Origin of the sequence: Thermoanaerobacter sp. X514 (genome assembly GCF_000019065.1) — a bacterium.
Classification (GTDB): Bacteria; Bacillota; Thermoanaerobacteria; order Thermoanaerobacterales; family Thermoanaerobacteraceae; genus Thermoanaerobacter; species Thermoanaerobacter pseudethanolicus.
This window is the reverse complement of record NC_010320.1, coordinates 2,304,204-2,329,232: the sequence shown is the minus strand read 5'-3', so window position 1 is coordinate 2,329,232 and position 25,029 is coordinate 2,304,204. Positions and strand designations below refer to the sequence as shown.

Genomic DNA, 25,029 nt, shown 5'->3' with positions numbered 1-25,029 from the left:
AGGTTTAAAAAATAATAGAAAATGTTTCTTTACTTATTACTGGGATGAAAAACAGAGACAAAAAGTATTTACCAAAATAATAAAAACAGATAATAAATACTTAAATTTTAAAGTATTTTAGTTATATATAGGTCATATGTAGTATATGTGGAAACTTTTTGGTTTTAGTGAAAATGAATAAATTCTTGCAATATTATAATTTTATAAATAAAAAAAATTAGTATCCTCAAGAAGGAAAAAAATGATTTATATAGAATAATATTGAATAGAATGTTCATAATGCATTAAGGGCTTGTTCCCTTAGAAATAGATAGTTTATAGAATGGGGGGATGAAAGGGGAAAAGGATAGATTTTTGTCGAAACAAATACAAAAGGGGTTGCAAGGGGGTTAAGATTTTATGGCCAAAAAGTTTCTTGTTTTTCTTGTTGTTTTTACTTTAGTATTTAGTGCTTTTGGTACTTTTGGCTATTCACAACAAATACCTACATCAGAGTATTCGAAACTTATAATTGATTTCTTAAAGGTCGATTACAATCTTTTAAAGCAAATTGCTCAGGATAACTTTAAACAAAATTTTCAACCTTATCAGAGTAAATCAAAAATTGCAGAGCGTCTGGGAAAAGAAATACAAAATTTAGGAGAGGACGCTCAGCAAGAAATTGAAAAATATTCTCCCGATGAGACAGTAAGAGTTATTATAGAATTACAACAAGACAGCGTTGCATCTTATGCTTTAAAAGCTAACAAAACTCTTAAAACTTTAGCAGAAACTGAAAAAGCAAATATATTAAATAAAATTGCTCAACAGCAAAATCAAGTAAAAAATGAATTAACTAAAAATTTTAACTTTAAGGTAAGACATATTTATAAAACAGCAATAAATGGCATAAGCGGCGAAGTAAAAGTCAAAGATATAGAAAAAATTAAGCTATTACCAGGAGTAAAGGATGTAAGAATTGCAAATGAGTATTTCCTTGATATGACATCGGCAGTTTATTCAACAAATGCTCCTACTGTGTGGAATGAATTAGGGTATAAAGGGGAAGGAATGGTTGTAGCAGTTATAGATACAGGAATAGATTATAGACATCAGGATATGAAAGTTGCAGACCCAAATCGGGTGAAATTGACTAAGGAAAAAGTGCAGCAAATAGCAGCTCAGACAGGCCTTCCTTATAAATATTTCACAGAAAAAGTGCCAGTTGGTTGGAACTGGGCAGACAACAATGATGAAATTATAGACATAGGTGCTACACAGTCAATGCATGGACAACACGTTGCGGGAATTATTGCAGCAAATGGTAATATTAAAGGTGTTGCACCTGAAGCGCAGCTCATAGTAGAAAAGGTATTTACAAACAATCCCAATTTCCCATCAGCTTTTTCAGACGATATAGTAGCAGGTATTGACCATGCAGTTGCCTTTGGAGCAGATGTCATAAACATGAGCCTTGGTTCAACAGCGGGTTTTGTGCGTCCTGATGATCCTGAGCATGTTGCAATAAAAAATGCAGTTGACAATGGCGTGATAGTTGTCGTTTCAGCTGGTAACTCCAGTTATTCGACGAGCGCAGAATTTTATCCATATGCAATGGATCCAGATATAGGAACTGTCGGTTCGCCTGGATTGTGGCTTGATGCTATTCAAGTAGCTGCTTCTATAAATCCTGGACTTACAGGAAAAAGCTTTTCTGTAAATCCTGCACCACAAGGATTTGACAAAGTAGTATACTCTGTAGGAAGTCCTTCAGACCATGACCCTATTGACCCTGCAGATGTATTAAAAGGGGAATATGAGGTAGTATACTGCGGATTAGGTAAGCCTGAGGATTTCCAAGGCAAAGATGTATCAGGCAAAGTTGCTCTTATTTCAAGAGGCTCTATTACATTTAACGCAAAGACAATAAATGCACAAAATGCTGGCGCAGTAGCTGCAATAATTTACAACAACACTACAGGGACAATATCAATGGCTTTAGGAGAAGGTACAAAAATTCCTTCTGTGTCTATTTTAAAAGATGCAGGTCTTGCAATTAAAGCCTTGTTAGATCAAGGGCAAAAAGTTACAGTAAAATTTGATGGTGCTATAGCGACTAATAATTTAGGAACTCCTCCTGGAGACAATGTAACAGACTTTTCTTCATGGGGTGTCACACCAAGCTTTGACTTTAAACCAGAAATAATGGCACCTGGCGGCGGAATATATTCAACACTTAACAAAGATTCTTATGGCTTAATGAGCGGTACTTCTATGTCATCTCCTCATGTGGCAGGTGCGATGGCGTTAATTGCAGAAGTTCTTAAAGAGAGGGTTGCTAAAGGCGAATTGAAATTTGAAAATGGCAGAGATTTTGTTGAAATGGCTAAAATAATGGCAATGAATACAGCTAAAGTTATAATTGATACAAACGACAATGCTGCTCCTTATACAGGTAAAATCTTAAGAAGTCCTAAGCCTTATTCACCGAGACAACAAGGAGCAGGTATGATTCAAATAGATAAGGCAATTGAGACACCTGTTACAATTACAGATGCAAATGGAAAAGCCGGTATTGCCCTTGGCAGTATTGGAAATAGTGTAACATTTACATTGATTCTTAAAAATCACAGCAATAGCGATGTTACGTATAACTTGAAAGATGAGTATGGAGTTTTGACAGATTATGTTCTTTGGGGATTTAACTTTGCCGAAACAACAACCCTTACAGGGGCGACGGTTAAATTTGACAAAGATACTGTGACAGTGCCTGCAAACGGACAAGCGACTGTAAATGTCACACTGATAATTCCACAAAATGCGCTACAAAATATTTTTGCAGAAGGATTTTTAAGCTTTATTCCCCAGGACAGCAGCCTTCCAAAGTTAAGTGTACCTTATACAGCTTTTTATGGCAGTTGGGATGAGCCGAGAATTATAGATTCACCTCTTTATGAGGATGACACTTATTATGGACTTACAGGTATGGCAGGAGTTATAAACAATGAATTATATTTCTTAGGAAATCTTGGTAGTAAAACACCTGATCCATCTACAATTGCTATATCTCCTAATGGCGATGGTGTATTTGACTTTGTACAACCAGTGCTTTCCTTCTTAAGAAATGCAAGAGAATTTAAAGTAAGTGTTGTAGATGAGAATGGAAATGTAATAAGAGAGATAACTCAAGAAGAGTATATAAGAAAGAATGTAGCAGCAACTTCTATGGCGAGAATTTCTGATTCTTGGATATGGGATGGTACAGCATTTAACCCCGCAACGGGAGAATTTGAAGTAGCCCCTGATGGGCAGTATTATATGTGCTTTGAATCAAAGATAGATTATCCAAATGCTAAGACACAACTTCTTGAAATGCCTGTTAAAGTTGATACAATAGCTCCTGAGGTTATGATAAATAAAGACTACATTGATAAATATGGCTACTTGAAAGACATATATATTTCTAATGGGAAGGCTACAATTGAATGGGGAGGTCAGGATGAAGGTTCAGGAATAGATTCTTATATTATACTTACTGGTAAGATTGATCCTATAACAGGAAATGTTACAAATGTGGAAGCAAAAGCATTACCAAGTGATGCAAATGTAGCAGACGTTTCAATTCCATATCGCTATACATTTATTGCTGTAGTGGGAGTAGATTATGCAGGAAATGTTTCTGAAACCACAATAGGGCAAAATGGATGCATTGCATTTAATATCGACATAAAAGATAATTTTGGACCTGTAATCAATGTAGTTGAACCACAGGTAGGAGAAATATTTAATACGAGAGATATTGTTGTTTCAGGGAATATACAAGATGAGACAACGTTTATGGGTAAACTTTATATTAATGGTGAATTAGTGCCAGTTGACGAAAACAACAATTTCAAGACAACAGTACACTTTGACAGTGATGGAAGACAAAAGATACAATTCCTTGCAATTGATCATTTATATAATGAAAATGATCCATCAACTCATGAGCACAAAACAGAATTTGAAGTACCAATTTATATAGACACTACAACTCCTGAAATTACTTTAGATACAAAGAATCTTAAAGGTTATATTTCGCCGAATGATATAAGCCTTATTATTAGTGGAAATGTACATGATACAGGATTTGGGTATAAACTTTATATAAATGGCAACATGAAGAGCAACAAAGAGGCAGACGATTATACGACTTTTGACGATACTTTTGCGGAAAAAATATCTCTTAGCAGAGAAGGCGATACTTTTGTTTTGATAAAAGCAATAGATGAAGCAATGAATACTGCAGAAGTTAAAATAACTGCAAGGGTATATACTTCTGAAGTAGAAAATTACGCTATGCTAACTTATGAAGGAAATCAGATTAAAGTGCCTCTTGAAAATGTAGATTTAGTTTCGGTTGCTGCTGAGCCAAATCAAATTGAAATACCAGCAGGTAAAACAGCAAAAGTAGCTATTACTGCTGAGTTTAAAGATAGGACAGTAGATGTGACAAATAAAGTAAGATTTGAATCAGCAGATGAAAGCATTGCAAAAGTAGAAGCTGATGGAACTGTAAAAGGTATAAAACAAGGTGAAACGACAGTAACTGCAATGTATCAAAATAAAACTGTGGAAATAAAAGTTAAAGTTGTAGCTCCAGTACAAGAGGGAATAGAAGTACAACCATCTTCTATAGAAGTTCCAGCAGGTTTGACGTCAGCTATTAAAGTTTACAGTATTCTTTCAAACGGTGAAAAAATAGAGGTGACACAATCTGCAAAATATACAGTAGCAGATAAAACTATTGCTGAATACAACAATGGAGTTGTTAAAGGACTTGCGAAAGGTAATACAATACTTAAAGTTGAATATTCAGGTAGCTCTTTTGAGGTTCCAATTAAAGTTACTGAAGCTGTACTTAGAGATATAATAGTTCAGCCATTGTTAATAGAAGTACAAATAGATGGAACTTACCAGATGAAAGTTACAGGAATATATTCTGATGGTACAGAGAAAGATATAACAAAAGATGCCAATTATACCTCTAAAGACACAAGTATTGCTACAGTAGATAAAGGGCTTGTGAAGGGGGTCAAAAAAGGTACTACTGTAATTAATATAAATTATGGTGGGAAAACAATATCTGTAAATGTAACAGTAAAAGAGAAACCGCAACTTCAAGGCGTTGTAAAAGCATTAGCTCTCAATGTAAGAGAAGGAGCAAGTACTTCCACAAAGGTGATAGGAGTGCTTCCTCGTGGTACAGTAGTAACACTGCTCGAGGAAGTGAATGGATGGTATAAGATAAATTACAATGGCAAGACAGGGTATATATATGGAGTATATGTTACTGTAATGCCAAGCTCTTCTGAAGTAAAGACTGGAAGGGTTACAGCTTCGGTTCTTAACGTAAGAGAGGAAGCGAGCACTTCAACAAAAGTTATAGGAACACTTTCTAAAGGTACAGTAGTAACACTGCTCGAGGAAGTGAATGGATGGTATAAGATAAATTACAATGGCAAGATAGGGTATATATATGGAAAATATGTTGATGTGATATCAAGTTCATCTGATGTAACTATCATAAAAACTGTAAAAGTCACTGCTAAAAGTGGACTGAATGTGAGAGTTAGCAATTCTACAAGCGCAGCAAAATTAGGAGTAGTTCCTTATGGGGCAGAACTGAAAGTAGTTGGAGAATACAATGGTTGGTATAAGATATTGTATAAGGGTGGATTCGGATACGTATATGCCAAATATACAAAATGAATGAGAAGATAGCAAAGCCGAGTTAGCGGCTTTGCTATTTTTTTAAAACAGAGGAATCTAAAAATTTTGATGTTTGCCTATAAGGAATCGTTATTTTTCTAACAATGTCTTTACATAATAGACAAATGTATTTTTTGCTATTGCATTTTTCACTTTATTGATTTATCATATTAAATATACATCTAGTAACAAGGAGTGAGAAAATGAAAGAGATGATATTAATGACACCAGGTCCGACAATGGTGCCGAAGGAGGTAAAAAAAGTCGCGGGTGAGCAACCTTTACACCATAGAACGGAAGAATTTTATGAATTATTTTCTAATCTTAATAAAAATTTAAAAGAAATATTTAAAACTAAAAATGAAGTTATTACTTTGACCTCATCAGGAACAGGTGGAATGGAAGCTGTCATTGCAAATCTTTTTTCTACCGGTGATAAAGTATTAGTCGCCAGTATAGGTTACTTTGGAGAGAGGTTTTATGATATAGCGAAAGCTTATGGGCTTGATGCGGAACTTCATGACTTTGGTTGGGGAAATGCAGTAGACCTTAACGTATTGGAAGACAAATTAAAAAAAGGCAATTACAAAGCACTTTTAGTCACTCACAATGAAACTTCTACAGGAGTTACAAATAACGTAAAAGAAATTGCCCAAATTGCTAATAGGTACGGTGTGGTAGTCATCGTTGATGCTGTAAGCTCTTTAGGCGGTATACCTCTTGAAATGGACGAATGGGGTATTGATGCAGTAATAACCTGTTCTCAAAAATGCCTTATGTCGCCTCCTGGACTTAGCTTTGTCGCTTTAAGTGAAAGAGCATGGAAAATGGCGGAGACTTCTAATCTTCCAAAATATTATTTCAACTTAAAAAAAGCAAGAGAAGGCGTTTTAAAACCCAATCCTGATACTCCTGCTACTCCTGCTGTGTCTACAATAATGGCTGTAGCAAAAGCGACAGATATGCTTTTGGAATTTGGGTTGGATAATGTATACAAAAGGCAAGCCTCATATGGGAAAAGAGTGAGAGAATACGTAAAGAGCTTGGGATTAGAACTGCTGCCGGAAGAAGACATAGCTTCTGATTTAATAACTGCTATAAAAGTTCCTGAAAAGTACAAAGCATCAGAGATCATAAATCACATGAAAGAAAAACATGGGGTATTGATAACAGGAGGACAAGGACCTTTAAAAGGGAAAATTATAAGAATAGGTCACATGGGTTATGTGACTGAAGAAATGCTTACTGAAACTCTTGAGGCGTTGAAAGACGCAATAAAGGGGTAAGGAGGGATATAATTTGAAGATAATTGTCACAGAGAAAATATCAGAAAATGGCATTGAATATCTAAAAAAACACGCTGACGTAGACGTGAAAACTAATATTTCAAGAGATGAGCTTTTAGAAATTATTAAAGATTATGACGCTATTATTGTTAGAAGTGCTACAAAAGTAGATAGAGAACTTATCGAAAAAGGTGAAAGATTAAAAGTCATAGGTCGTGCGGGAAATGGTGTTGACAACATTGATGTGTCATCAGCTACTGAAAAAGGAATCCTTGTTGTAAATACTCCTGCTGGAAATATCGTTGCTGCCGCGGAATTGACCATTGGTCTTATGCTGGCTATAGCCAGAAATATACCGCAGGCATATCATGCTGGTCTTAATGGAGACTTTAGAAGGGATAAATTCAAAGGCGTTGAATTGAACGGAAAAACTGTCGGCGTAATAGGATTAGGAAGAATTGGTTCTCTTGTGGCGTCTAGACTTGCAGCATTTAATATGAGAGTAATTGCATATGATCCCTATATGCCAGATGAACGTTTTGAAAAATACGGTGTGGAAAAAGTTACTTTAGATGAATTGCTTCAGCAATCAGACTTTATAACAATTCACCTCCCAAAAACGGAAGAGACCAAAAAAATGCTCAGCGAAAAAGAGTTCAAAAAAATGAAAAAGGGAGTTAGAATAGTAAATGCCGCACGAGGAGGCATCATTGATGAAAAAGCCCTTTACAATGCTATTAAAGAGGGCATTGTAGCGGCAGCAGGGTTAGACGTTCTTGAAGTAGAACCTAAATATAATGTAGAACGACAAGATTTTCACAATCCTCTTCTTGAACTGCCAAATGTTGTTTTTACTCTTCACATTGGAGCTTCAACTTATGAAGCGCAAGAAAACATAGGCATATCCATTGCTCAAGAAGTAATCTCGGCTTTAAACGGTAATCTCTACGGAAATATAGTAAATTTACCCGGGGTAAAATCCGACGAATTTTCACAGCTTAAACCTTATATGAAATTGGCTGAAGCCATGGGAGCACTTTATTATCAAATAAATGATACTCCTGTTAGATTAGTTGAAGTGATATATAGAGGAGAGATTTCTAGAACTAATACAGATATTGTTACTCTCTATGCTCTTAAAGGCTTTTTAAAGCCTGTATTGGAGGAGGATGTAAGTGTTGTAAATGCTAGATTAAGGGCAAAAGAAATGGGAATAGAAGTTGTAGAGGGGAAAATCGAAGAAATAAACCACTATTCAAGCCTTATTATTCTCAAAATTACAGATACCAATGGCAAAACGACACAATTTGCAGGAACCACATATGGAGAAGAAATAAGAATTGTAGAGTATATGGGACATAAAGTAAATTTTGAACCTACGGAGTACATGCTATTTGTCAAGAATAAAGACGTGCCAGGGGTTATAGGTCACATAGGAAATGTATTAGGAGACTTTGGCATAAACATTTCCACTATGCAAGTAAGCCCCAATAAAAATGATGGAACAGCATTAATGATTGTAAGTACGGACAGAGAAATTCCTGATGAAGCGGTAGAGTCTCTAAATAAATTAAATAGCATAATAAAAGCAAGAGCGGTAAGGGGTTAATATAAAAAAAGGAGCAAGTTTTTTCTTGCTCCTTTAAATATTATAAGGTTAAATATTATAAGGTGTTCTTTTTCTCCCTTCAAAATAATAAAGAGTATTTATCCCGTATGATTTTACATAAGCATAAGCCTTGTCAAAATCTCGTGCCACATCGTAAGGATTATGGGCATCAGAATTTATCACAACAGGTATGTTGTATTCTTTAACCATTTCCATTATTTCTTTTGAAGGATAAATCTCTCCTACTGGTTTTCTAAAGCCTGCAGTAGAAACCTCAATTACAATCCCTGTTTTTGAGATTTGTTCGATGTTTCGCTTTATTTTATCAAAGGTATAAGGCTTTGCCCTAAATCCAAAAATTTTTACAAGGTCAATGTGTCCTATAATATCAAATAAGCCTGTTTTGGCCATCTTTTCAACTATGTTAAAATACTCAAGATAAACCGAATCAACATCGCATAGTTTCCATTCTTCTATAGATTCCTCAAGGTCTATCCCCCAATCTTCAATCCAATGTACAGACCCTATCACATAATCCCATGGATAAGGTTCAATAAATTCTTTTATTTCTTTTTCTTTTCCTGGGAAGTAGTCCGCTTCAATGCCCAATTTTACAGGCAAACCCATTGCTTTTGCTTCAGTAATTAATTCAACATACTCAGAAATGTTTTGGTTCATGTAGTTTTTTATCCATTCGCTTCTAAAACCGTCACTTTTATACGCATTGTACCCTTCTTTAAATCTATGTCCGTGTTCAGAAATGCCAATCTCAGTTAAACCTTTTTGTAGTGCTACATCAATGAACTTCTTAAGCCATTCTATTGTATAAGGCCCATTTTCTATGTGGACGTGATAATCTGCAGCCATAATTTTTCCTCCTTAAACAACTCAAAATCCTCGTTTTTCTCTTTAGCATCTTAAAACATTATAATATTTTGCAAAAACTAATGCAACTTGTGTTATAATAATTACAATAGGTGTTTTATTTTGTGAAGTGAGGGGTTCCATCCTCTTTACAATCACCTAAAAATACTATATAATAAATGAGTATTTATTTTTACGAGGTGTTTTTTTATGTACTGGCGGTATTGTAAAAAAACAAAAAAATCCATTTAAATCTAAAAGGGATACGAGTCTCTATTTTTCCAAAATAGAGATTTTTTTATGGGTTAAAAATACTTAAAAATTAATCATAAAAAACGATAATACACTTAAGAGGTGAGATAATGACAAAATATATTTTTGTAACAGGAGGAGTTGTATCCTCTCTTGGGAAAGGCATAACTGCTGCATCATTGGGAAGGCTTTTAAAAAGCCGCGGCATATCAGTTGCAGTACAAAAATTTGACCCTTATATAAACATAGACCCTGGTACAATGAGTCCATACCAACATGGTGAAGTTTTTGTCACTGAGGATGGTGCAGAGACAGATTTAGACCTCGGCCATTATGAAAGATTTATAGACATTAATCTTACAAAAAATAGCAATGTAACAGCAGGTAAAGTGTACTGGTCTGTCATTACAAAAGAGAGAAAAGGGGATTATCTTGGTATCACAGTACAAGTAATACCTCATATAACAAACGAAATTAAAGAAAGAGTATACAGAGTTGCAAAAGAAAAGAATGTGGATGTAGTAATAACCGAAATTGGTGGTACAGTAGGAGACATAGAAAGTCTTCCTTTCCTTGAAGCTATAAGACAAGTAGCAATTGAACAAGGAAGAGAAAATGTAATGTTTATTCATGTCACATTAGTACCTCATCTTGGAAAGACAGGGGAATTAAAAACAAAACCTACTCAACATAGCGTAAAAGAACTGCGCTCTATAGGTATTCAACCGGATATGATTGTATGTAGAACAGAACTTTCTTTAACACAGGACTTAAAAGAAAAGATTGCTCTTTTTTGCAATGTAAGTGTAGAAGCTGTTATAGAAAATAGGGATGTAGAATCAATTTATGAAGTACCATTAGAATTAGAAAGACAAAAAGTAGATGAATATGTGTTAAAAAGATTAAATTTGCCACTTGGCCAATCGGATTTAAAAGAGTGGAGAGAATATGTAGAAAGAGAAAAAAATCCCATAAAAGAGGTAGAAGTAGCGTTAGTAGGTAAGTATGTAGACCTTCATGATGCATATATAAGTGTGGTAGAGGCATTAAAACACGCAGGGGTTTATCATAGCGCTGCTGTGAATATAAGATGGGTAAATGCAGAGCATGTGAATGATGAGACAGTAGAAACACTTTTAAAAGGTGCAGACGGCATATTAGTGCCTGGAGGATTTGGCGATAGAGGCATTGAAGGGAAGATAAGAGCTATACAATATGCAAGGGAAAACAAAATCCCTTATCTTGGATTGTGTCTTGGTATGCAATGCGCTGTAATAGAATTTGCAAGAAATGTAGCAGGACTAAAAGGAGCTAATTCTACAGAATTTGACCCAAATACTTCCTATCCTGTAATAGACCTTATGCCTGAACAAAAAGATATAGATGAAAAAGGCGGTACCATGAGATTAGGAGTGTATCCTTGCAAAGTGATTGAAGGTACAAAAGCTTATCAGGCTTATCAAGACGAATTAGTATATGAAAGGCATAGACATAGGTACGAATTTAATAACCAATACAGAGAACTTTTAACTTCAAAAGGCCTTGTACTTTCAGGACTTTCTCCTGATGAACGGTTGGTGGAAATAATAGAATTAAAGGACCATCCTTATTTTGTAGCATCCCAGTTTCATCCAGAGTTTAAATCAAGGCCTTTAAAACCTCATCCTCTGTTTAGGGATTTTATAGGGGCTATATTAAAGATTAAAGGGTAATTTTTGTGGGGGTAAGATGATTGTACCCCATAATTTATATGTGAAATAGGTATTTAAACAATTAGCTAATAAATCCGAAAATATATATATAAAAGTAAATAAAATACAACTGATGAGTTGAAAAATTTATTTGCAAATTATAAATAAAAAAAGGGGTGGTTAGTTGTATAATTAAATGCAACAGATAAAAAAATAGAAACCATAGTGAAAATCGTGTATGATATAGGTGTCAACTAAACATCATACAAGGAGGATTTTCACTATGGTTCATAATAATTGTACCACAAAAAAGCGTTCTTTTAAACATTTAAGTAGCTATGAACGAGGAGAAATCTATGCATTACTCAAGGAAGGAAGGAGCATTCGGTATATTGCTAAAAAACTTAATCGATCTCCAAGTACTATAAGCCGTGAAATTAAACGTGGAACTACTACACAACTTAGAAGTGATTTGTCTTCTTATACAAGCTATTTTCCTGAAACTGGTCAGGCTGTCTACGAAAAAAATCGTTCAAATTGTGGAGCTAAATTTAAAGCAGCTAAAGCAGAAGATTTTTTGAAATATGCTGAAAATAAAATATTAAATGAAAAATGGTCACCAGACGCAGTTGTAGGTTATTGTAAGAAGGACCCAAGTTGGAATAATAAAACCATTGTTTGTACTAAAACACTCTACAACTATATAGATAGAGGATTATTAAAAGTTAAAAACATTGATTTACCTTTAAAACTACGTTTAAAACCAAGGAAGAAACAAAACCGTAAAAATAAACGTATTATGGGTAAAAGTATTGATTTTAGGCCTAAAGAAGTTGAAAGCCGTGAAGTTTTTGGGCATTGGGAAATAGATACGTTAATTGGCAAGAAGTCTAATGACAAGGTCCTTTTAACATTAATAGAGCGTAAGACTCGCCATGAAATAATATTACTATTGGATACAAAAGACAGTAAATCTGTTAAAGATGCACTATCAAAATTAAAAGATATGTTTGGTGACAATTTAAGCAAGGTCTTTAAAACAATAACATCTGATAATGGTACAGAGTTTAGTGATTTAGAAAGTGCTCTTTTAGAATATGGCGTAGAAGTATATTATACACATCCATATTCATCTTGGGAAAGAGGTACAAATGAACGACATAATGGTCTTATACGACGTTTTATCCCTAAAGGAAAAAGTATTAGAGATTTATCTATAGATACGATAAAGAAAGTAGAAAATTGGCTTAATAACCTTCCACGAAAATTGTTAAATTATAAAACACCTAAAGAATGCTTTTATGAGGAACTGGCAAAAATTTGTTAAGCCCATCTCTTATAAAGTATAGAGCTCGTTCGTGATTTGTCAAGGGGCAGGCTTCGCCTGACTTAAACCCTTGACAAATCACGACCTTCGCTCAATTTGTTAACTAAGATGGGCTTAAGGTTATATATGATTTGTTCCAAATCCTATATCTACATGATTTTCATTAGGTGTTGCATTTAATATTGCAATTTATATTATTTTTTTTGCATAAAATTACAACAACTTGAGTTTGATTCACCGTTTTTTTATGTTATAATATTATAAGTTTAGAAGACTTTATACGAAAGAAAGAGAATAGGAGGATTTGCTTAATGGGTGTGAGTCTTAAAAAATTAGAGAAAAGTGTTGCGACGATTGAACTTACAATACCGAGTGAAAAATTTGAAGAGGGTTTAAATTTTGCTTTTAAAAAGAATGCATCTAAATTTAATGTACCCGGCTTTAGAAGAGGAAAGGCTCCGAGAGTAATTGTAGAAAGATATTATGGTGAAGGAGTCCTTTATGAAGATGCTGTAGAGTATGTTTTTGATGAGGCGTATAAGGAAGCTCTTAAAACGTTTAATTTAGAACCTGTTGATTACCCAGATATTAACATTTTACAAATTGGGAAAGGGAAAGATTTGATTTTAGAGGCAACAGTACCTGTAATGCCTGAAGTAGAATTAGGTGAATATAAAGGCATAGAAATTGAAAAAATAGAGTATAATGTGTACGATGGGGATGTAGAATACGAATTAGAAAAATTAAGACAGCAAAATGCGAGGATTGTGCCTGTAGAAGGAAGACCGGCTGAGAGCGGAGATATTGCTGTAATAGATTTTGAAGGATTTATTGATGGTAAGCCTTTTGAAGGCGGTAAAGCTGAAAATTATGAATTAGAATTAGGTAGCAATACTTTTATTCCCGGGTTTGAGGACCAAATAATAGGCCACAATGTAAATGAGACTTTTGATGTAAATATTACTTTTCCTGAAGATTATAGAGTAGAAGAATTAAGAGGCAAATCAGCTGTTTTTAAAGTCACTCTTAAGGCTTTAAATAAAAAAGAACTGCCAGAGTTAGACGATGAATTTGCAAAAGATGTAAGTGAATTTGAAACGTTAGATGAATTAAAAGCTGATATAAGGAAGAAATTAGAAGAAAAAAATAGGGTAGAAGCAGAAAATGAAATGAAAGAGAAAGCAGTAATGAAAGTTGTAGAAAACGCAAAAGTTGATATACCAGATGTTATGGTGGAAAGGCAAATAGATATTTCTTTGAGGGATTTAGATTATAATTTGAGATATCAAGGTTTAGATTTAAATAGCTATTTATCAATTACAGGGAAGACTTTAGAAAATTTAAGAAAAGAGATGTGGGATGGAGCTTTAAATAGAGTAAAAACTCAACTTGTCATAGACAAAATTGCCAAAGTGGAAAATATTGAAGTTACAGAGGAAGAATTAGAAAATAAATTAAAAGAGATGGCAGCGAATTACAGAATAAATTTGGAAGAATTCAAGAAAAGTCTTACTGAAAGCCAGATAAACAGCATAAAAGAGGATATAGCTTATTATAAGACGATTGACTTTATTTTCAGTAAGTGTAAAATAATAAGTAAAGAGGAGTGATTATTATGAGTCTTGTACCTATTGTTGTAGAGCAGACAAATAGAGGCGAACGTTCTTACGACATATTTTCACGTTTGCTAAAAGACAGGATTGTCTTTTTAGGAGAAGAAATAAATGATACTACGGCAAGTTTAGTTATTGCACAGCTTTTGTTCTTGGAAGCTGAAGACCCTGATAAAGACATCTGGCTTTATATAAATAGTCCAGGAGGTTCAATAACAGCAGGTTTTGCCATTTATGATACTATGCAGTATATAAAACCAGATGTAGTGACTCTATGTGTCGGAATGGCGGCATCCATGGCTGCATTTTTACTGGCAGCAGGCGCGAAAGGAAAAAGATTTGCACTTCCTAATAGCGAAATAATGATACATCAGCCTTTAGGGGGCATGCAGGGTCAAGCTACTGACATTAAGATTCATGCAGAAAGGATTTTAAAATTAAGAGATAAGTTGGATAAAATACTTGCAGAAAATACGGGGCAGCCTATTGAAAAGATAAAGGCAGATACTGAGAGGGACTTTTTCATGGACGCGGAGGATGCAAAAGCGTATGGCATTATAGACGAGGTTCTCATCAGGAATAAAAGATGATGCCCCAAAAGAGGTGAAATTATGGTCAAATATGATAATCAAAAACAACTAAAGTGTTCCTTTTGCGGAAAGACACAGGACCAGGTAAAGAGGCTAGTTGCAGGGCCTGGTGTGTATATTTGTGATGAATGCATTGAACTTTGTCAAGAAATTATAAATGAAGAATTTGAAGAAGATATTGATATGGGAATTGGAGAACTTCCTAAGCCAAAGGAAATAAAAGAATTTCTTGACCAATATGTAATTGGGCAGGAAAAAGCTAAAAAAGCTTTAGCTGTTGCTGTTTACAATCATTATAAGAGAATTAACAGCAGGATAAAGCCAGACGATGTAGAACTTCAAAAGAGCAATATTTTACTTTTAGGTCCCACAGGTTCTGGTAAAACCTTATTGGCTCAGACACTGGCAAAACTTCTAAATGTTCCTTTTGCAATAGCTGATGCTACTTCTCTAACTGAGGCTGGATATGTTGGTGAAGACGTAGAGAATATACTCTTAAAGCTTATACAAGCAGCAGATTATGACATAGAAAAAGCTGAAAAAGGTATAATTTACATTGACGAAATAGATAAAATAGCGAGAAAGTCAGAAAATCCCTCTATTACTCGTGACGTCTCAGGCGAAGGCGTACAACAGGCTTTGTTAAAAATTTTAGAAGGGACCATTGCAAATGTGCCGCCACAAGGTGGAAGAAAACATCCTCATCAAGAGTTTATACAAATTGACACAACTAATATATTGTTTATATGTGGTGGCGCTTTTGAAGGCATAGAAAAAATAATAGAATCCCGAATAGGGAAAAAGAGCTTAGGATTTGGCGCAGAAGTACAGAGCAGAAAAGAAAAAGACTTAAGCGAAATTTTAAGTCATATAATGCCACAGGACCTTCTTAAATTCGGTATGATACCCGAGTTTATAGGAAGGGTGCCAATAGTAGTTACATTAGACCCATTGAGTAAGGATGACTTAGTAAGGATTTTGACAGAGCCCAAAAATGCGCTGACAAAACAATACGAAAAATTGTTTGAATTAGATGGTGTAAAGCTTGAATTTGATAAGAAAGCTTTAGGGCTCATTGCAGATATGGCTTTGGAGAGAAAGACCGGCGCAAGAGGACTGAGGGCAATCTTAGAGGAAATTATGTTGGATGTGATGTACGAAATACCATCCAGTGACAACATAGAAAAGTGTATAATTACAGAGGAGACGGTACTAAAGAAGGCTCCGCCAACATTGGTTTACTCAGATGCTCAAAAAGCCAAAAAGAAAATAAAAAAGACGGAGTCTGTTTCGTAAAAAAATAGAGAATTTTTACATCAATCCCCCTTCTCCTTCACATACTAAAATAGTGAATGGGAAGGGGGCTTGGTTATATTGCATAAAAGAGGGTGAAGATATGACAGAAAAAAAGTATATATTGCCAATGATTCCTTTAAGAGGATTAACTATTTTTCCATACATGGTGCTTCATTTTGATATAGGAAGAGAAAAGTCAATTAGGGCTTTGGAAGAAGCTTTTATGAAAAATCAGTTAATATTTGTTACAACGCAAAAAGAAGCTGAGATAGAAGACCCTTCTATTGACGACGTCTACAAAGTTGGCACTATTACAAAAGTCAAACAAATGTTAAAACTGCCAGGAGAACTTATAAGAGTTTTGGTAGAAGGGATAAGTCGTGCTGAAATTCAGCAAGTGACAAGAGATGATGAATTTTTTGAGGTAGAAGTTATAGAAAAAGAAGTGCAAAAAGAAATTGAAAAGACACCAGAGCTTGAAGCTTTAATGAGAAGTGTTATTTCTGCTTTTGAAGAATATGTAAATATGACTTCGAGACTGCCTATAGATAGTTTATACAGTGTTATAAGCATAGAAGAGCCTGGAAGACTCGCAGACATGATTGCGGCCCATATATCTTTAAATACGAGTCAAAGTCAGCAGCTTTTGGAGTGTTTTGATGCAAATAAAAGGTTAGAAACTCTTTTAGGGTTTTTAATGAAAGAATTAGAAATACTAAACATTGAAAAAGAAATAAATGCAAAGGTGAGAAGCCAAATTGACAAATTGCAGAAGGAATATTATTTAAGAGAACAGTTAAAAGCTATAAAAGCTGAATTAGGAGAGACAGATGAAGTTGACCAAGAGATTGAGGAGTATGAAAAGAAATTAAATGAAAAAGATTTACCAGAAGAAGTTAGAAAAAAGGCAAAAGAAGAATTAAAGCGCCTTTCTAAAATGGCGCCTGGTTCTGCAGAAGCTTCTGTAGTGAGGACATATTTGGATTGGATTTTGGATTTACCTTGGAATTACGAAACAGAAGATATTTTAGATTTAAAAAGAGCACAAAAAATATTGGATGAGGACCATTACGGCTTAAAGAAAGTAAAAGAGAGGATAATAGAGTTTTTAGCAGTTAGAAGTTTTTACAACAAAATTAAAAGTCCTATTTTATGCCTTGTAGGTCCTCCAGGTGTTGGTAAGACTTCATTAGGCAGGTCTATAGCGCGGGCTATGAATAGAAAATTTGTCAGATTATCTCTTGGTGGAGTGAGAGATGAAGCAGAAATAAGGGGACATAGGCGTACCTACGTCGGAGCTATACCAGGAGGTATTATAAATTCCATAAAAATAGCCGGTTCAAAAAATCCTGTGTTTTTACTGGATGAAATAGACAAAATGAGCTCAGACTTTAGAGGAGACCCTGCTTCTGCAATGCTTGAAGTTCTTGACCCAGAACAAAACTCCACTTTTAGAGACCATTACCTTGATTTGCCTTTTGACCTTTCAAAGGTATTGTTTATAACAACGGCTAATACGGTAGATACTATACCGGCGCCTCTTTTAGATAGAATGGAAGTTATATATGTTTCTGGATATACTGAAGAAGAAAAACTTCATATTGCAAAAGATTATTTAATCCCTAAGATTTTAAAAGAACATGGGGTGCCAGATAACAAGATAATAATCCAAGAATCTGCTATCAAAGGAATAATTTCGGAATATACTCGTGAAGCAGGAGTAAGAGGCTTAGAAAAGAATTTATCTCAAATTGTGAGGAAAGCTATAAAGAAGATAGTGGAAGAAAATGCACAAGTAGTAAAAGTGGGAAAAAGAAATTTACAGTCTTATTTAGACAAGCCTATTTACCGCCCTGACAAAGCGAATCAAAAAGACGAAGTAGGGATAGTTTTTGGACTTGCATGGACAAGGGTAGGAGGAGAAATTTTAACTGTAGAAGCTTCTATAATGCCAGGAAGTGGCAAGCTCAATCTTACAGGGCAATTAGGGGATGTGATGAAAGAATCTGCACAAGCTGGTTTTAGCTATATAAGGGCGAATGCCGAGAAACTGAATATAGATAAAGATTTTTACAAAAATATCGATATACATATACACGTTCCTGAAGGTGCAATTCCAAAAGATGGACCTTCTGCTGGCATAACAATGGTGACAGCAATGGTGTCTGCTCTTAAAAAAGTTCCTGTGAGAAAAGATGTAGCAATGACAGGAGAAATAACTTTGACGGGCAAAGTCCTTCCAATTGGAGGAGTAAAGGAAAAAGTTTTAGCAGCCCATAGAGCAGGAATAGGAAAAGTAATACTTCCTCAAGAAAACAAAAGGGATTTAGATGAAATTCCTCAAAGTGTAAAGCGAAAATTAGAATTCAAGTTTGTAGAAAAGATTGACGAAGTTCTTGACTTTGCACTGGTTAAGGAGGGCTTTTATGAAAATTAAAACTGTAGAATTTGCCCGTTCTGCTTTTAATGAGGAACAGTATCCTAAAGATAATCTTCCACAAATAGTAATTGTCGGGAGGTCAAACGTAGGCAAGTCTACATTGATAAATACTGTATTAAATAGAAAAAATCTTGCAAAAACAAGTTCTAGGCCAGGGAAAACTCGAGGTATAAACTTTTATTTAATAAATAACAAATTTTATTTAGTAGATTTGCCTGGATATGGTTATGCAAAAGTCTCAAAAGAGATGAAAAAACAATGGGCACATAATATAGAAACTTTTCTCAATACCTCCCAAAATTTACGCCATGGATTATTTTTAATAGACATAAGAAGAAACCCAACTGAAGATGACTTTTTAATGATAAATTGGTTTAAGCATAAAAATTTACCTTTCACTGTGGTGCTGACTAAAGCAGATAAAGTAAATAAATCAGAGAGTAGGAAAGCAGTGGAAGATATTTGTAAAATTTTTAAAATTAATAGAGAAGAGGTTATAATATTTTCTGCGTTAGAAAAAATGGGAGTATCACAAGTCTTATCAATTTTTGAGAAGTATGCTTAGTTCGGAAAGCACTATACCTGCAAACATAAAAATTCCGCCTATTATTGCTCTAAAAGACATCACTTCACCTGCAATTAGAAAAGCAGCTATTGCAGCGAAAACTGGCTCCAGTGCAAATATCAAAGCTGTATGAGTGGCAGTAGTGTAGGCTTGCATTGTGTTTTGAGCAACATATGCAAAAGCCGTAGCAAAAACACCGGTTATTACAATGGCTGACCATACATCGACAGATGTAGGTACCAAAGGCTTTTCAAATAACAAAGTTATAATGCCGCTTAAAAGTGCAACTATTCCTATTTGAATAGTAGCGAGTAAATATGTATCCAAGGTGGAGGCGTATTTTGCTATTAAAACAATCTGCATTCCAAAAGAAAAGGCACACAAAAGCGTCAAAAAATCACCTATATTAACAGTAAAATCAATGTTTGTAGTAAGCAATATAAGTCCCATAAAAGCGAGGACAATTCCTACAATTGCAGGCTTGGTTGGTTTTCTTTTAAGAAGCACTGCTTCTAAAATTGGCACTAATACTACACTAAACCCTGTTATAAACCCTGATTTAGATGCTGTAGTATATTTAAGCCCCATTGTCTGGAAGGCATAACCTAAAAAAAGCATTGTGCCAATTATTGAAGCAGCAGCCAATGTTTTATTGTCAATGTTTTTTAACTTTTTATGGAATATTATTGCCAGAAGCAAAAAAGCCAATAAAAAGCGTATAAAAAGAAAATTGTACACAGGAAGTGTCTGTATAGCGTTTTTGACTATTATAAATGTAGACCCCCACACCATAGTTACTAAGATAAGCACAATGTCGCTTTTTAATTGTTTTGACAAAATATCTCCTCCTCACAAGTTATTTAAAAATCACAGTTTAAAGTTGTGAACAATTGGCATACGCCTTCCTGTTCCAAAGGCTTTGGTGGTGATTTTGAGTCCAGGTGCTGCTTGTTTTCTTTTGTACTCTACTCTGTTGACTTTATTTATAACATCTTTTACCAATCTTTCATCATATCCTTTTTCTATTATTTCTTTTGCTGACCTGTTTTCCTCTATATACATTTTTAATATTTCATCCAAAATCTTGTAAGGAGGCAATGAGTCTTCATCTTTTTGATTAGGTCTTAATTCTGCAGAAGGAGCTTTTTCAATTATAGAAATTGGAATTATTTCTCTTTCTCTGTTTATAAACCTCGCCAGATCGTATACCATTGTCTTAGGTACATCTGCAATTGGTGCAAGGCTTCCGCTCATATCTCCGTAAAGAGTGCAATATCCCATTGCCAATTCTGATTTATTTCCTGTAGTTAAAACAATGTGCCCTTCCCTATTTGATATAAACATTAAATAATTACCTCTTATTCTTGCCTGTATGTTTTCTTCTGCCAGGTCACCTATAACGTTGTTATCCCCATTGAAAACGGATAAATAACTTTTGAACACAGGCTCTATTGGGATTACTCTAAATTCAATTCCCAAATTATCAGCCAGTATTCTTGCATCACTTTTGCTTCCTTCAGAGGAATATCTTGAAGGCATTGATACTGCAAGAACATTTTCTTTTCCTAAAGCTTCTACTGCAATGGCACAAACTACTGCAGAATCTATTCCACCGCTTAAGCCTACTACTGCCTTTTTAAAACCTGATTTTTTACAATAATCTCTTACACCAAGGACAAGAGCATTGTATACCCATGATATATCTTCTTTTATTTCGGGCAGTTTCCTAAGATTTTTCAGTTCATCTATATCGAAAACTTTAATATCTTCCTCAAAAGCTTTAAGTTGTACCACTCTTTTGCCTTCTTCATTTACTACAAAGCTAGCACCGTCAAATATCAATTCATCATTTGCACCAACTTGGTTCACGTAAACAAAAGGAATTGCGTACTTTTTTATTTTTTTCTCTATCATTTCTACTCTCATATTTTCCTTACCCAGGTAGTAAGGAGATGCTGAAATATTTATAAAAATATCAGGTTTAAGCTTAAATTGTTCTTCTAAAACATCAACAGAATAATCTACATTTGGTTCAAAAACATAATCTTTCCATATGTCTTCACATATATTAACTCCTAATTTTATCCCTTTAAAAGAAGCGACCTTTCTTAATTGTGCTGGTTTAAAATACCTTTTTTCATCAAATACATCATAGTTTGGAAGTAAAGTCTTATCAAAAATCTCGACTATTTCACCCTCATAAATAAAAAAAGCAGAATTATAAAGGTTGCCCTCTGTGTCTTGTCTTACCGTACCGAGTATTACTCCAATTTGATTAGTATTGGGCAAGACTATTTCATTTATATATTTTTCATTGGCCTCTAAAAAATCTTGCATAAACAAAAAGTCTTTAGGAGGATAACCTACAGTAGCTAGTTCAGGGAACACCACAAGGTCAGCTTTTTGGTATTTTGCTGTATTTATAAACTCTACTATCTTTTCGAAGTTTCCTTTTATATCTCCTACAACTGGATTTATTTGTGCCAATGCAATTTTCATTAGTTTTCACCCCGCATTTATAGTACTACAATACATATTTTAGCACATAAAAAGACAAAAAACACTGTTTTCTATCTCCACCTTATCAGCTTTTTTTCAAGATACACTATAAAAATGTACATCAACGCAGAAAGTATTGAGAGTATCAGGACACTTGTCATTACCAAATCCAACTTAAAAATTTGACCGCCGTAGACAATCAAATATCCCAAACCTGCTTTAGAAACTAAGAATTCTCCTGTAATTACTCCCACCCAGGAAAGTCCGATGTTTATTTTTATGGCGGAAATAATCGTTGGGACACTGGCGGGAAGAATACATTTTGTAAGTATTTGCATTTTTGTGGCACCAAAAGTCTTTAAAAGTTTTATTTTTTCTTCGTCAACTTCTTTAAAACCCGTTTGCAAGCTGATTATAGTTACTATCAATGAAATAGCAAGAGCCATTGTAATTATTGGAGCTTCTCCATTTCCCATCCAAACGATAAATATAGGACCTAATGCAATTTTAGGGAGGCTATTAAGTACTACTAAATAAGGTTCTGCTACTTTTGACAAAAAATCTGACCACCACAGAAGTATGGCGATTATCATGCCAATTATTGTGCCAAGAGTAAAACCTATTATCGTTTCACTCAAAGTAACCCATATGTGCATAAAAAGAGAACCATTCTGGCTTAAAGTTATTATAGTTTTTAACATTCTGGAGGGCTGGCTGACCAAAAAAGGGTCTACAATTTTATACATTGCGACAATTTCCCATGTAGCGAAAAAGAGGATTAATAATGCAAATTGAGTGACTCGTATTAATACATTTTTTCTTTTTACTTTTTTTAAAAATTCTCTGTGCTCTTTTGAAATATAAGGGGTTGCTGCTTCATACATGAACATCCAACTCCTTCCAAATAGAATTAAAATATTCTCTAAATTCAGGAGCTTTTCTACGACCTATGGGAGATTGGTCTTCGCAGGTTAAGACAATGTCATAAATCTTTTTTACATAGGCGGGCCTATTTGATAGAACTACAATTCTGTCACACATAGAAATTGCCTCTGAGATATCGTGAGTTACTATGATCGCAGTTTTTTGTTCATATTTAAGAATTTTATACACTTCATCGGATATGGCAAGTCTCGTTTGGTAGTCTAAAGCAGAAAAGGCTTCATCTAGTAAAAGTATGTCGGGTTTTAAAGCCAATGTCCTTATGAGAGCGGCTCTTTGTCGCATTCCCCCTGACAATTGATTAGGATAATGGTTTTTAAACTCGCCGAGACCGTATTTTACAAGCAAACCTTCTACGTATTTTTTAGATTCTTCTGTTAGACTTTTTTGTATTTCAAGTCCAAGTAGCACATTTTGCCATATATTTCGCCATTCAAAGAGGTGGTCTTTTTGAAGCATATAGCCTATTTTCCCGTTTACATCTACACTCCCTTTAGAAGGTTTTAAAAGGCCGGAAATAATCGAAAGAAGAGTAGATTTGCCACAACCAGAAGGGCCTATAATTCCCACAAATTCTCCTTCGTACACATCAAAAGAAATATTTTTTAAAGCTTGTGTTTCACCTTCTAAAGTGTGATAATTAAAGGATACATCTTTAAGACTGACCATTATTTTATTCATAAAAGCACTCCCTTCTATGTGAAGTTAATAAAAGGGGAGTTGTGCTCAATATGGGGGGCATATTGAGCACAATCCAAAACTTTACTTTTTGACCATTTTTTCAGCTTTTTCAGCAAAAGTGTTGTTGATTAGAAGGTGTGAGTCCACCTTTTCTTTTATTACACCTGCATCCAAAAGTATATTTTGTAGAAAATCAAAATCCTCAACTTTCATTTTTAGAGTGGTGCCCCAGGTGTTTTGATTTTTGTACCTTTCAATTGCTGTCGCCATAAGGTCTACATCAGTATCTGGGAAGAAAGGCTTAATTGCTTCTGCTACCTCTTTAGAAGAATGAGATTCCACCCACAGCATTCCTTTATACACTGCATTTACAAAACGCTGTATTATGTCGGGATGTTTTTCAATATAGCTTTTTTTTGCATTAAAAGTGGTATAAGGAACTTCATGACTGGAGGCACCAACTGATGCTACAATATATCCCCCTTTTTGTTTTTCAACTAGGGAAGCTGTAGGTTCAAATAACGCCACATAGTCTGCATCAGAAGACATAAAAGCTCCCGCTGCGGCTGTAAATTGAAGATTGGTGATAAGGGTCAAATCTGTCTTTGGGTTTATGCCGTGCTCTTTTAAAATGTATTCCAGTGTCATCTGAGGCATTCCACCCGGCCTTCCACCTATAACCTTTTTACCTCTTAAATTTTCCCATTTAAAGTCCGGTTCAGGCTTTTTCCCCAAGAGGAAAGACCCATCTTTTCTTGTCAATTGCCCAAAATTTACAAGATAATCATCTCTTCCTTCTTTAAGTACGTATACAGTGGTTTCGGGTCCTTGAAGTCCTATATCTGCTGTACCAGATAAAACCGCAGTTGCTGCTTTATCTGACCCTTGAGCAGTTGTAATGACAAGCTCTAGCCCCTGTTCTTTGAAAAAGCCTTGGCTTACAGCTACGTAATAGGGAGCGTAAAAAATAGAATGAACTGTTTCTACAAAATTAATTTTTGTAAGTTTTTGACTTTTATTTGTACACCCTGTAAATAAAGAAACTGTAAGGGCTAATACCAATACAAATACAATTAAGTACTTAAGCCTCATACCCATCCTCCTTTTTCTTTTTTCAATTTATTATATTCTTTCAATTAAAATGTGTGATTGAGGTGAATTGTACTCTTTTACTTTTATAGCAATAGAGACAGATTAGAAATATCATTTAAACAAAATCTAATTGATTCAATAAACAGCTTTTTAGACGAATATCAAAACATATTTAAAGACATAGAGGAAATAAAACAACATATAAAAGAGAAGCCAGATATAAAATCGATAATAAATCAGCTAATAAATGAAATAAAAAAAGTAGGGAGAAAGATGTATCTAATAATAGACGAGTATGACCATTTTGCCAATGATATAATAGCGATGGGAGACAATGAATTATTAAAACTATCTTTATTATGATAATTATTATGATATAATAAAACAAAGGAATATAGCAGATGAAGGAATTAGATATAAAAAAGGTGGTGGTGCTGGATGGATCCCTTACCTCGACAATATTATACCCTTTTTCTATCCATAAATAGCATATACGAAAAAACGGGGGTACTCCGTCGGCACCCCACATCGTCGGAGGCGCCTCCGAACTAG

The 25,029-nt window shown here is 34.6% G+C and carries 17 protein-coding genes; 11 read left to right on the top strand and 6 right to left on the bottom strand.

Going from position 1 to position 25,029, the window contains the following annotated elements; translation table 11 throughout:
• Positions 1 to 399: 399 nt before the first annotated feature.
• From TETH514_RS11600 to serA, 3 genes are all read left to right on the top strand, one after another.
• On the top strand, positions 400 to 5,730 hold the full coding sequence (locus TETH514_RS11600) for an SH3 domain-containing protein (protein ID WP_009052115.1): 5,331 nt from the start codon (positions 400 to 402) through the stop codon (positions 5,728 to 5,730).
• 203 nt (positions 5,731 to 5,933) lie between these two features.
• The gene (locus TETH514_RS11595) at positions 5,934 to 7,016 is read left to right on the top strand and encodes an alanine--glyoxylate aminotransferase family protein (RefSeq protein WP_003867586.1); all 1,083 of its coding nucleotides are present in this window, start codon (positions 5,934 to 5,936) and stop codon (positions 7,014 to 7,016) included.
• A gap of 13 nt (positions 7,017 to 7,029) precedes the next feature.
• A complete protein-coding gene (gene serA, locus TETH514_RS11590) occupies positions 7,030 to 8,625 on the top strand; it encodes a phosphoglycerate dehydrogenase (RefSeq protein ID WP_009052116.1) in 1,596 nt (531 codons plus the stop codon).
• 48 nt (positions 8,626 to 8,673) lie between these two features.
• Here serA and TETH514_RS11585 read toward each other — a convergent pair whose 3' ends face one another.
• Positions 8,674 to 9,492: a histidinol-phosphatase gene (locus TETH514_RS11585; RefSeq protein ID WP_003867588.1), complete on the bottom strand. Its 819-nt coding sequence runs from the start codon at positions 9,490 to 9,492 to the stop codon at positions 8,674 to 8,676.
• Positions 9,493 to 9,851: 359 nt separating this feature from the next.
• Here TETH514_RS11585 and TETH514_RS11580 point away from each other — a divergent pair, with 359 nt between their 5' ends.
• The 7 genes from TETH514_RS11580 (at position 9,852) to yihA (ending at position 19,263) form a co-directional block, all read left to right on the top strand.
• Positions 9,852 to 11,453, top strand: a complete 1,602-nt coding sequence (locus TETH514_RS11580; RefSeq protein WP_003867589.1) for a CTP synthase — start codon at positions 9,852 to 9,854, stop codon at positions 11,451 to 11,453.
• 262 nt (positions 11,454 to 11,715) lie between these two features.
• Positions 11,716 to 12,759: an IS30 family transposase gene (locus TETH514_RS11575; RefSeq protein WP_009052524.1), complete on the top strand. Its 1,044-nt coding sequence runs from the start codon at positions 11,716 to 11,718 to the stop codon at positions 12,757 to 12,759.
• Between the two features lie 311 nt (positions 12,760 to 13,070).
• Positions 13,071 to 14,369 (top strand): trigger factor, encoded by a 1,299-nt coding sequence (tig, locus tag TETH514_RS11570; RefSeq protein WP_009052705.1) that lies wholly within the window; start codon positions 13,071 to 13,073, stop codon positions 14,367 to 14,369.
• A 5-nt stretch (positions 14,370 to 14,374) separates the two neighbouring features.
• Entirely contained in the window at positions 14,375 to 14,962 is a 588-nt protein-coding gene (gene clpP, locus TETH514_RS11565) for an ATP-dependent Clp endopeptidase proteolytic subunit ClpP (RefSeq protein ID WP_003868372.1), read from the top strand.
• A 21-nt stretch (positions 14,963 to 14,983) separates the two neighbouring features.
• Positions 14,984 to 16,258, top strand: coding sequence for an ATP-dependent Clp protease ATP-binding subunit ClpX (gene clpX / locus TETH514_RS11560; RefSeq protein WP_009052704.1), 1,275 nt, complete (start codon positions 14,984 to 14,986; stop codon positions 16,256 to 16,258).
• 100 nt (positions 16,259 to 16,358) lie between these two features.
• The gene (gene lon, locus TETH514_RS11555) at positions 16,359 to 18,695 is read left to right on the top strand and encodes an endopeptidase La (protein ID WP_003868370.1); all 2,337 of its coding nucleotides are present in this window, start codon (positions 16,359 to 16,361) and stop codon (positions 18,693 to 18,695) included.
• Positions 18,685 to 19,263: a ribosome biogenesis GTP-binding protein YihA/YsxC gene (yihA, locus tag TETH514_RS11550; RefSeq protein WP_003868369.1), complete on the top strand. Its 579-nt coding sequence runs from the start codon at positions 18,685 to 18,687 to the stop codon at positions 19,261 to 19,263. The genes lon and yihA overlap by 11 nt, the downstream gene beginning before the upstream one ends.
• Here yihA and TETH514_RS11545 read toward each other — a convergent pair.
• From TETH514_RS11545 to TETH514_RS11525, 5 genes are all read right to left on the bottom strand, one after another.
• Complete coding sequence (locus TETH514_RS11545; protein WP_009052703.1) at positions 19,240 to 20,100, bottom strand: DMT family transporter; 861 nt, start codon at positions 20,098 to 20,100, stop codon at positions 19,240 to 19,242. The two genes, yihA and TETH514_RS11545, sit on opposite strands and share 24 nt — an antisense overlap.
• 30 nt (positions 20,101 to 20,130) lie before the next feature.
• Positions 20,131 to 21,762 carry an NAD+ synthase gene (locus TETH514_RS11540; RefSeq protein ID WP_009052702.1) on the bottom strand — a complete coding sequence of 544 codons (1,632 nt, stop codon included), beginning with the start codon at positions 21,760 to 21,762 and terminating at the stop codon, positions 20,131 to 20,133.
• Between the two features lie 71 nt (positions 21,763 to 21,833).
• Positions 21,834 to 22,646 (bottom strand): ABC transporter permease, encoded by an 813-nt coding sequence (locus TETH514_RS11535; RefSeq protein WP_003868364.1) that lies wholly within the window; start codon positions 22,644 to 22,646, stop codon positions 21,834 to 21,836.
• Positions 22,639 to 23,385 (bottom strand): ABC transporter ATP-binding protein, encoded by a 747-nt coding sequence (locus TETH514_RS11530; RefSeq protein ID WP_003868363.1) that lies wholly within the window; start codon positions 23,383 to 23,385, stop codon positions 22,639 to 22,641. Before TETH514_RS11530 ends, TETH514_RS11535 begins: the two co-directional genes overlap by 8 nt.
• Before the next feature lie 81 nt (positions 23,386 to 23,466).
• Complete coding sequence (locus TETH514_RS11525) at positions 23,467 to 24,477, bottom strand: ABC transporter substrate-binding protein (RefSeq protein WP_003868362.1); 1,011 nt, start codon at positions 24,475 to 24,477, stop codon at positions 23,467 to 23,469.
• 66 nt (positions 24,478 to 24,543) lie between these two features.
• Between TETH514_RS11525 and TETH514_RS13080 the strand changes: the two genes are divergently transcribed.
• Complete coding sequence (locus tag TETH514_RS13080) at positions 24,544 to 24,840, top strand: AAA family ATPase (RefSeq protein WP_083758527.1); 297 nt, start codon at positions 24,544 to 24,546, stop codon at positions 24,838 to 24,840.
• Positions 24,841 to 25,029 lie beyond the last annotated feature (189 nt).

Coding starts and splice junctions, on each gene's coding strand:
- TETH514_RS11600 (WP_009052115.1), top strand. CDS start 400: ATGGCCAAAAAGTTTCTTGTTTTTCTTGTTGTTTTTACTTTAGTATTT.
- TETH514_RS11595 (WP_003867586.1), top strand. CDS start 5,934: ATGAAAGAGATGATATTAATGACACCAGGTCCGACAATGGTGCCGAAG.
- TETH514_RS11585 (WP_003867588.1), bottom strand. CDS start 9,492: ATGGCTGCAGATTATCACGTCCACATAGAAAATGGGCCTTATACAATA.
- TETH514_RS11580 (WP_003867589.1), top strand. CDS start 9,852: ATGACAAAATATATTTTTGTAACAGGAGGAGTTGTATCCTCTCTTGGG.
- TETH514_RS11575 (WP_009052524.1), top strand. CDS start 11,716: ATGGTTCATAATAATTGTACCACAAAAAAGCGTTCTTTTAAACATTTA.
- tig (WP_009052705.1), top strand. CDS start 13,071: ATGGGTGTGAGTCTTAAAAAATTAGAGAAAAGTGTTGCGACGATTGAA.
- clpP (WP_003868372.1), top strand. CDS start 14,375: ATGAGTCTTGTACCTATTGTTGTAGAGCAGACAAATAGAGGCGAACGT.
- clpX (WP_009052704.1), top strand. CDS start 14,984: ATGGTCAAATATGATAATCAAAAACAACTAAAGTGTTCCTTTTGCGGA.
- lon (WP_003868370.1), top strand. CDS start 16,359: ATGACAGAAAAAAAGTATATATTGCCAATGATTCCTTTAAGAGGATTA.
- yihA (WP_003868369.1), top strand. CDS start 18,685: ATGAAAATTAAAACTGTAGAATTTGCCCGTTCTGCTTTTAATGAGGAA.
- TETH514_RS11540 (WP_009052702.1), bottom strand. CDS start 21,762: ATGAAAATTGCATTGGCACAAATAAATCCAGTTGTAGGAGATATAAAA.
- TETH514_RS11535 (WP_003868364.1), bottom strand. CDS start 22,646: ATGTATGAAGCAGCAACCCCTTATATTTCAAAAGAGCACAGAGAATTT.
- TETH514_RS11530 (WP_003868363.1), bottom strand. CDS start 23,385: ATGAATAAAATAATGGTCAGTCTTAAAGATGTATCCTTTAATTATCAC.
- TETH514_RS11525 (WP_003868362.1), bottom strand. CDS start 24,477: ATGAGGCTTAAGTACTTAATTGTATTTGTATTGGTATTAGCCCTTACA.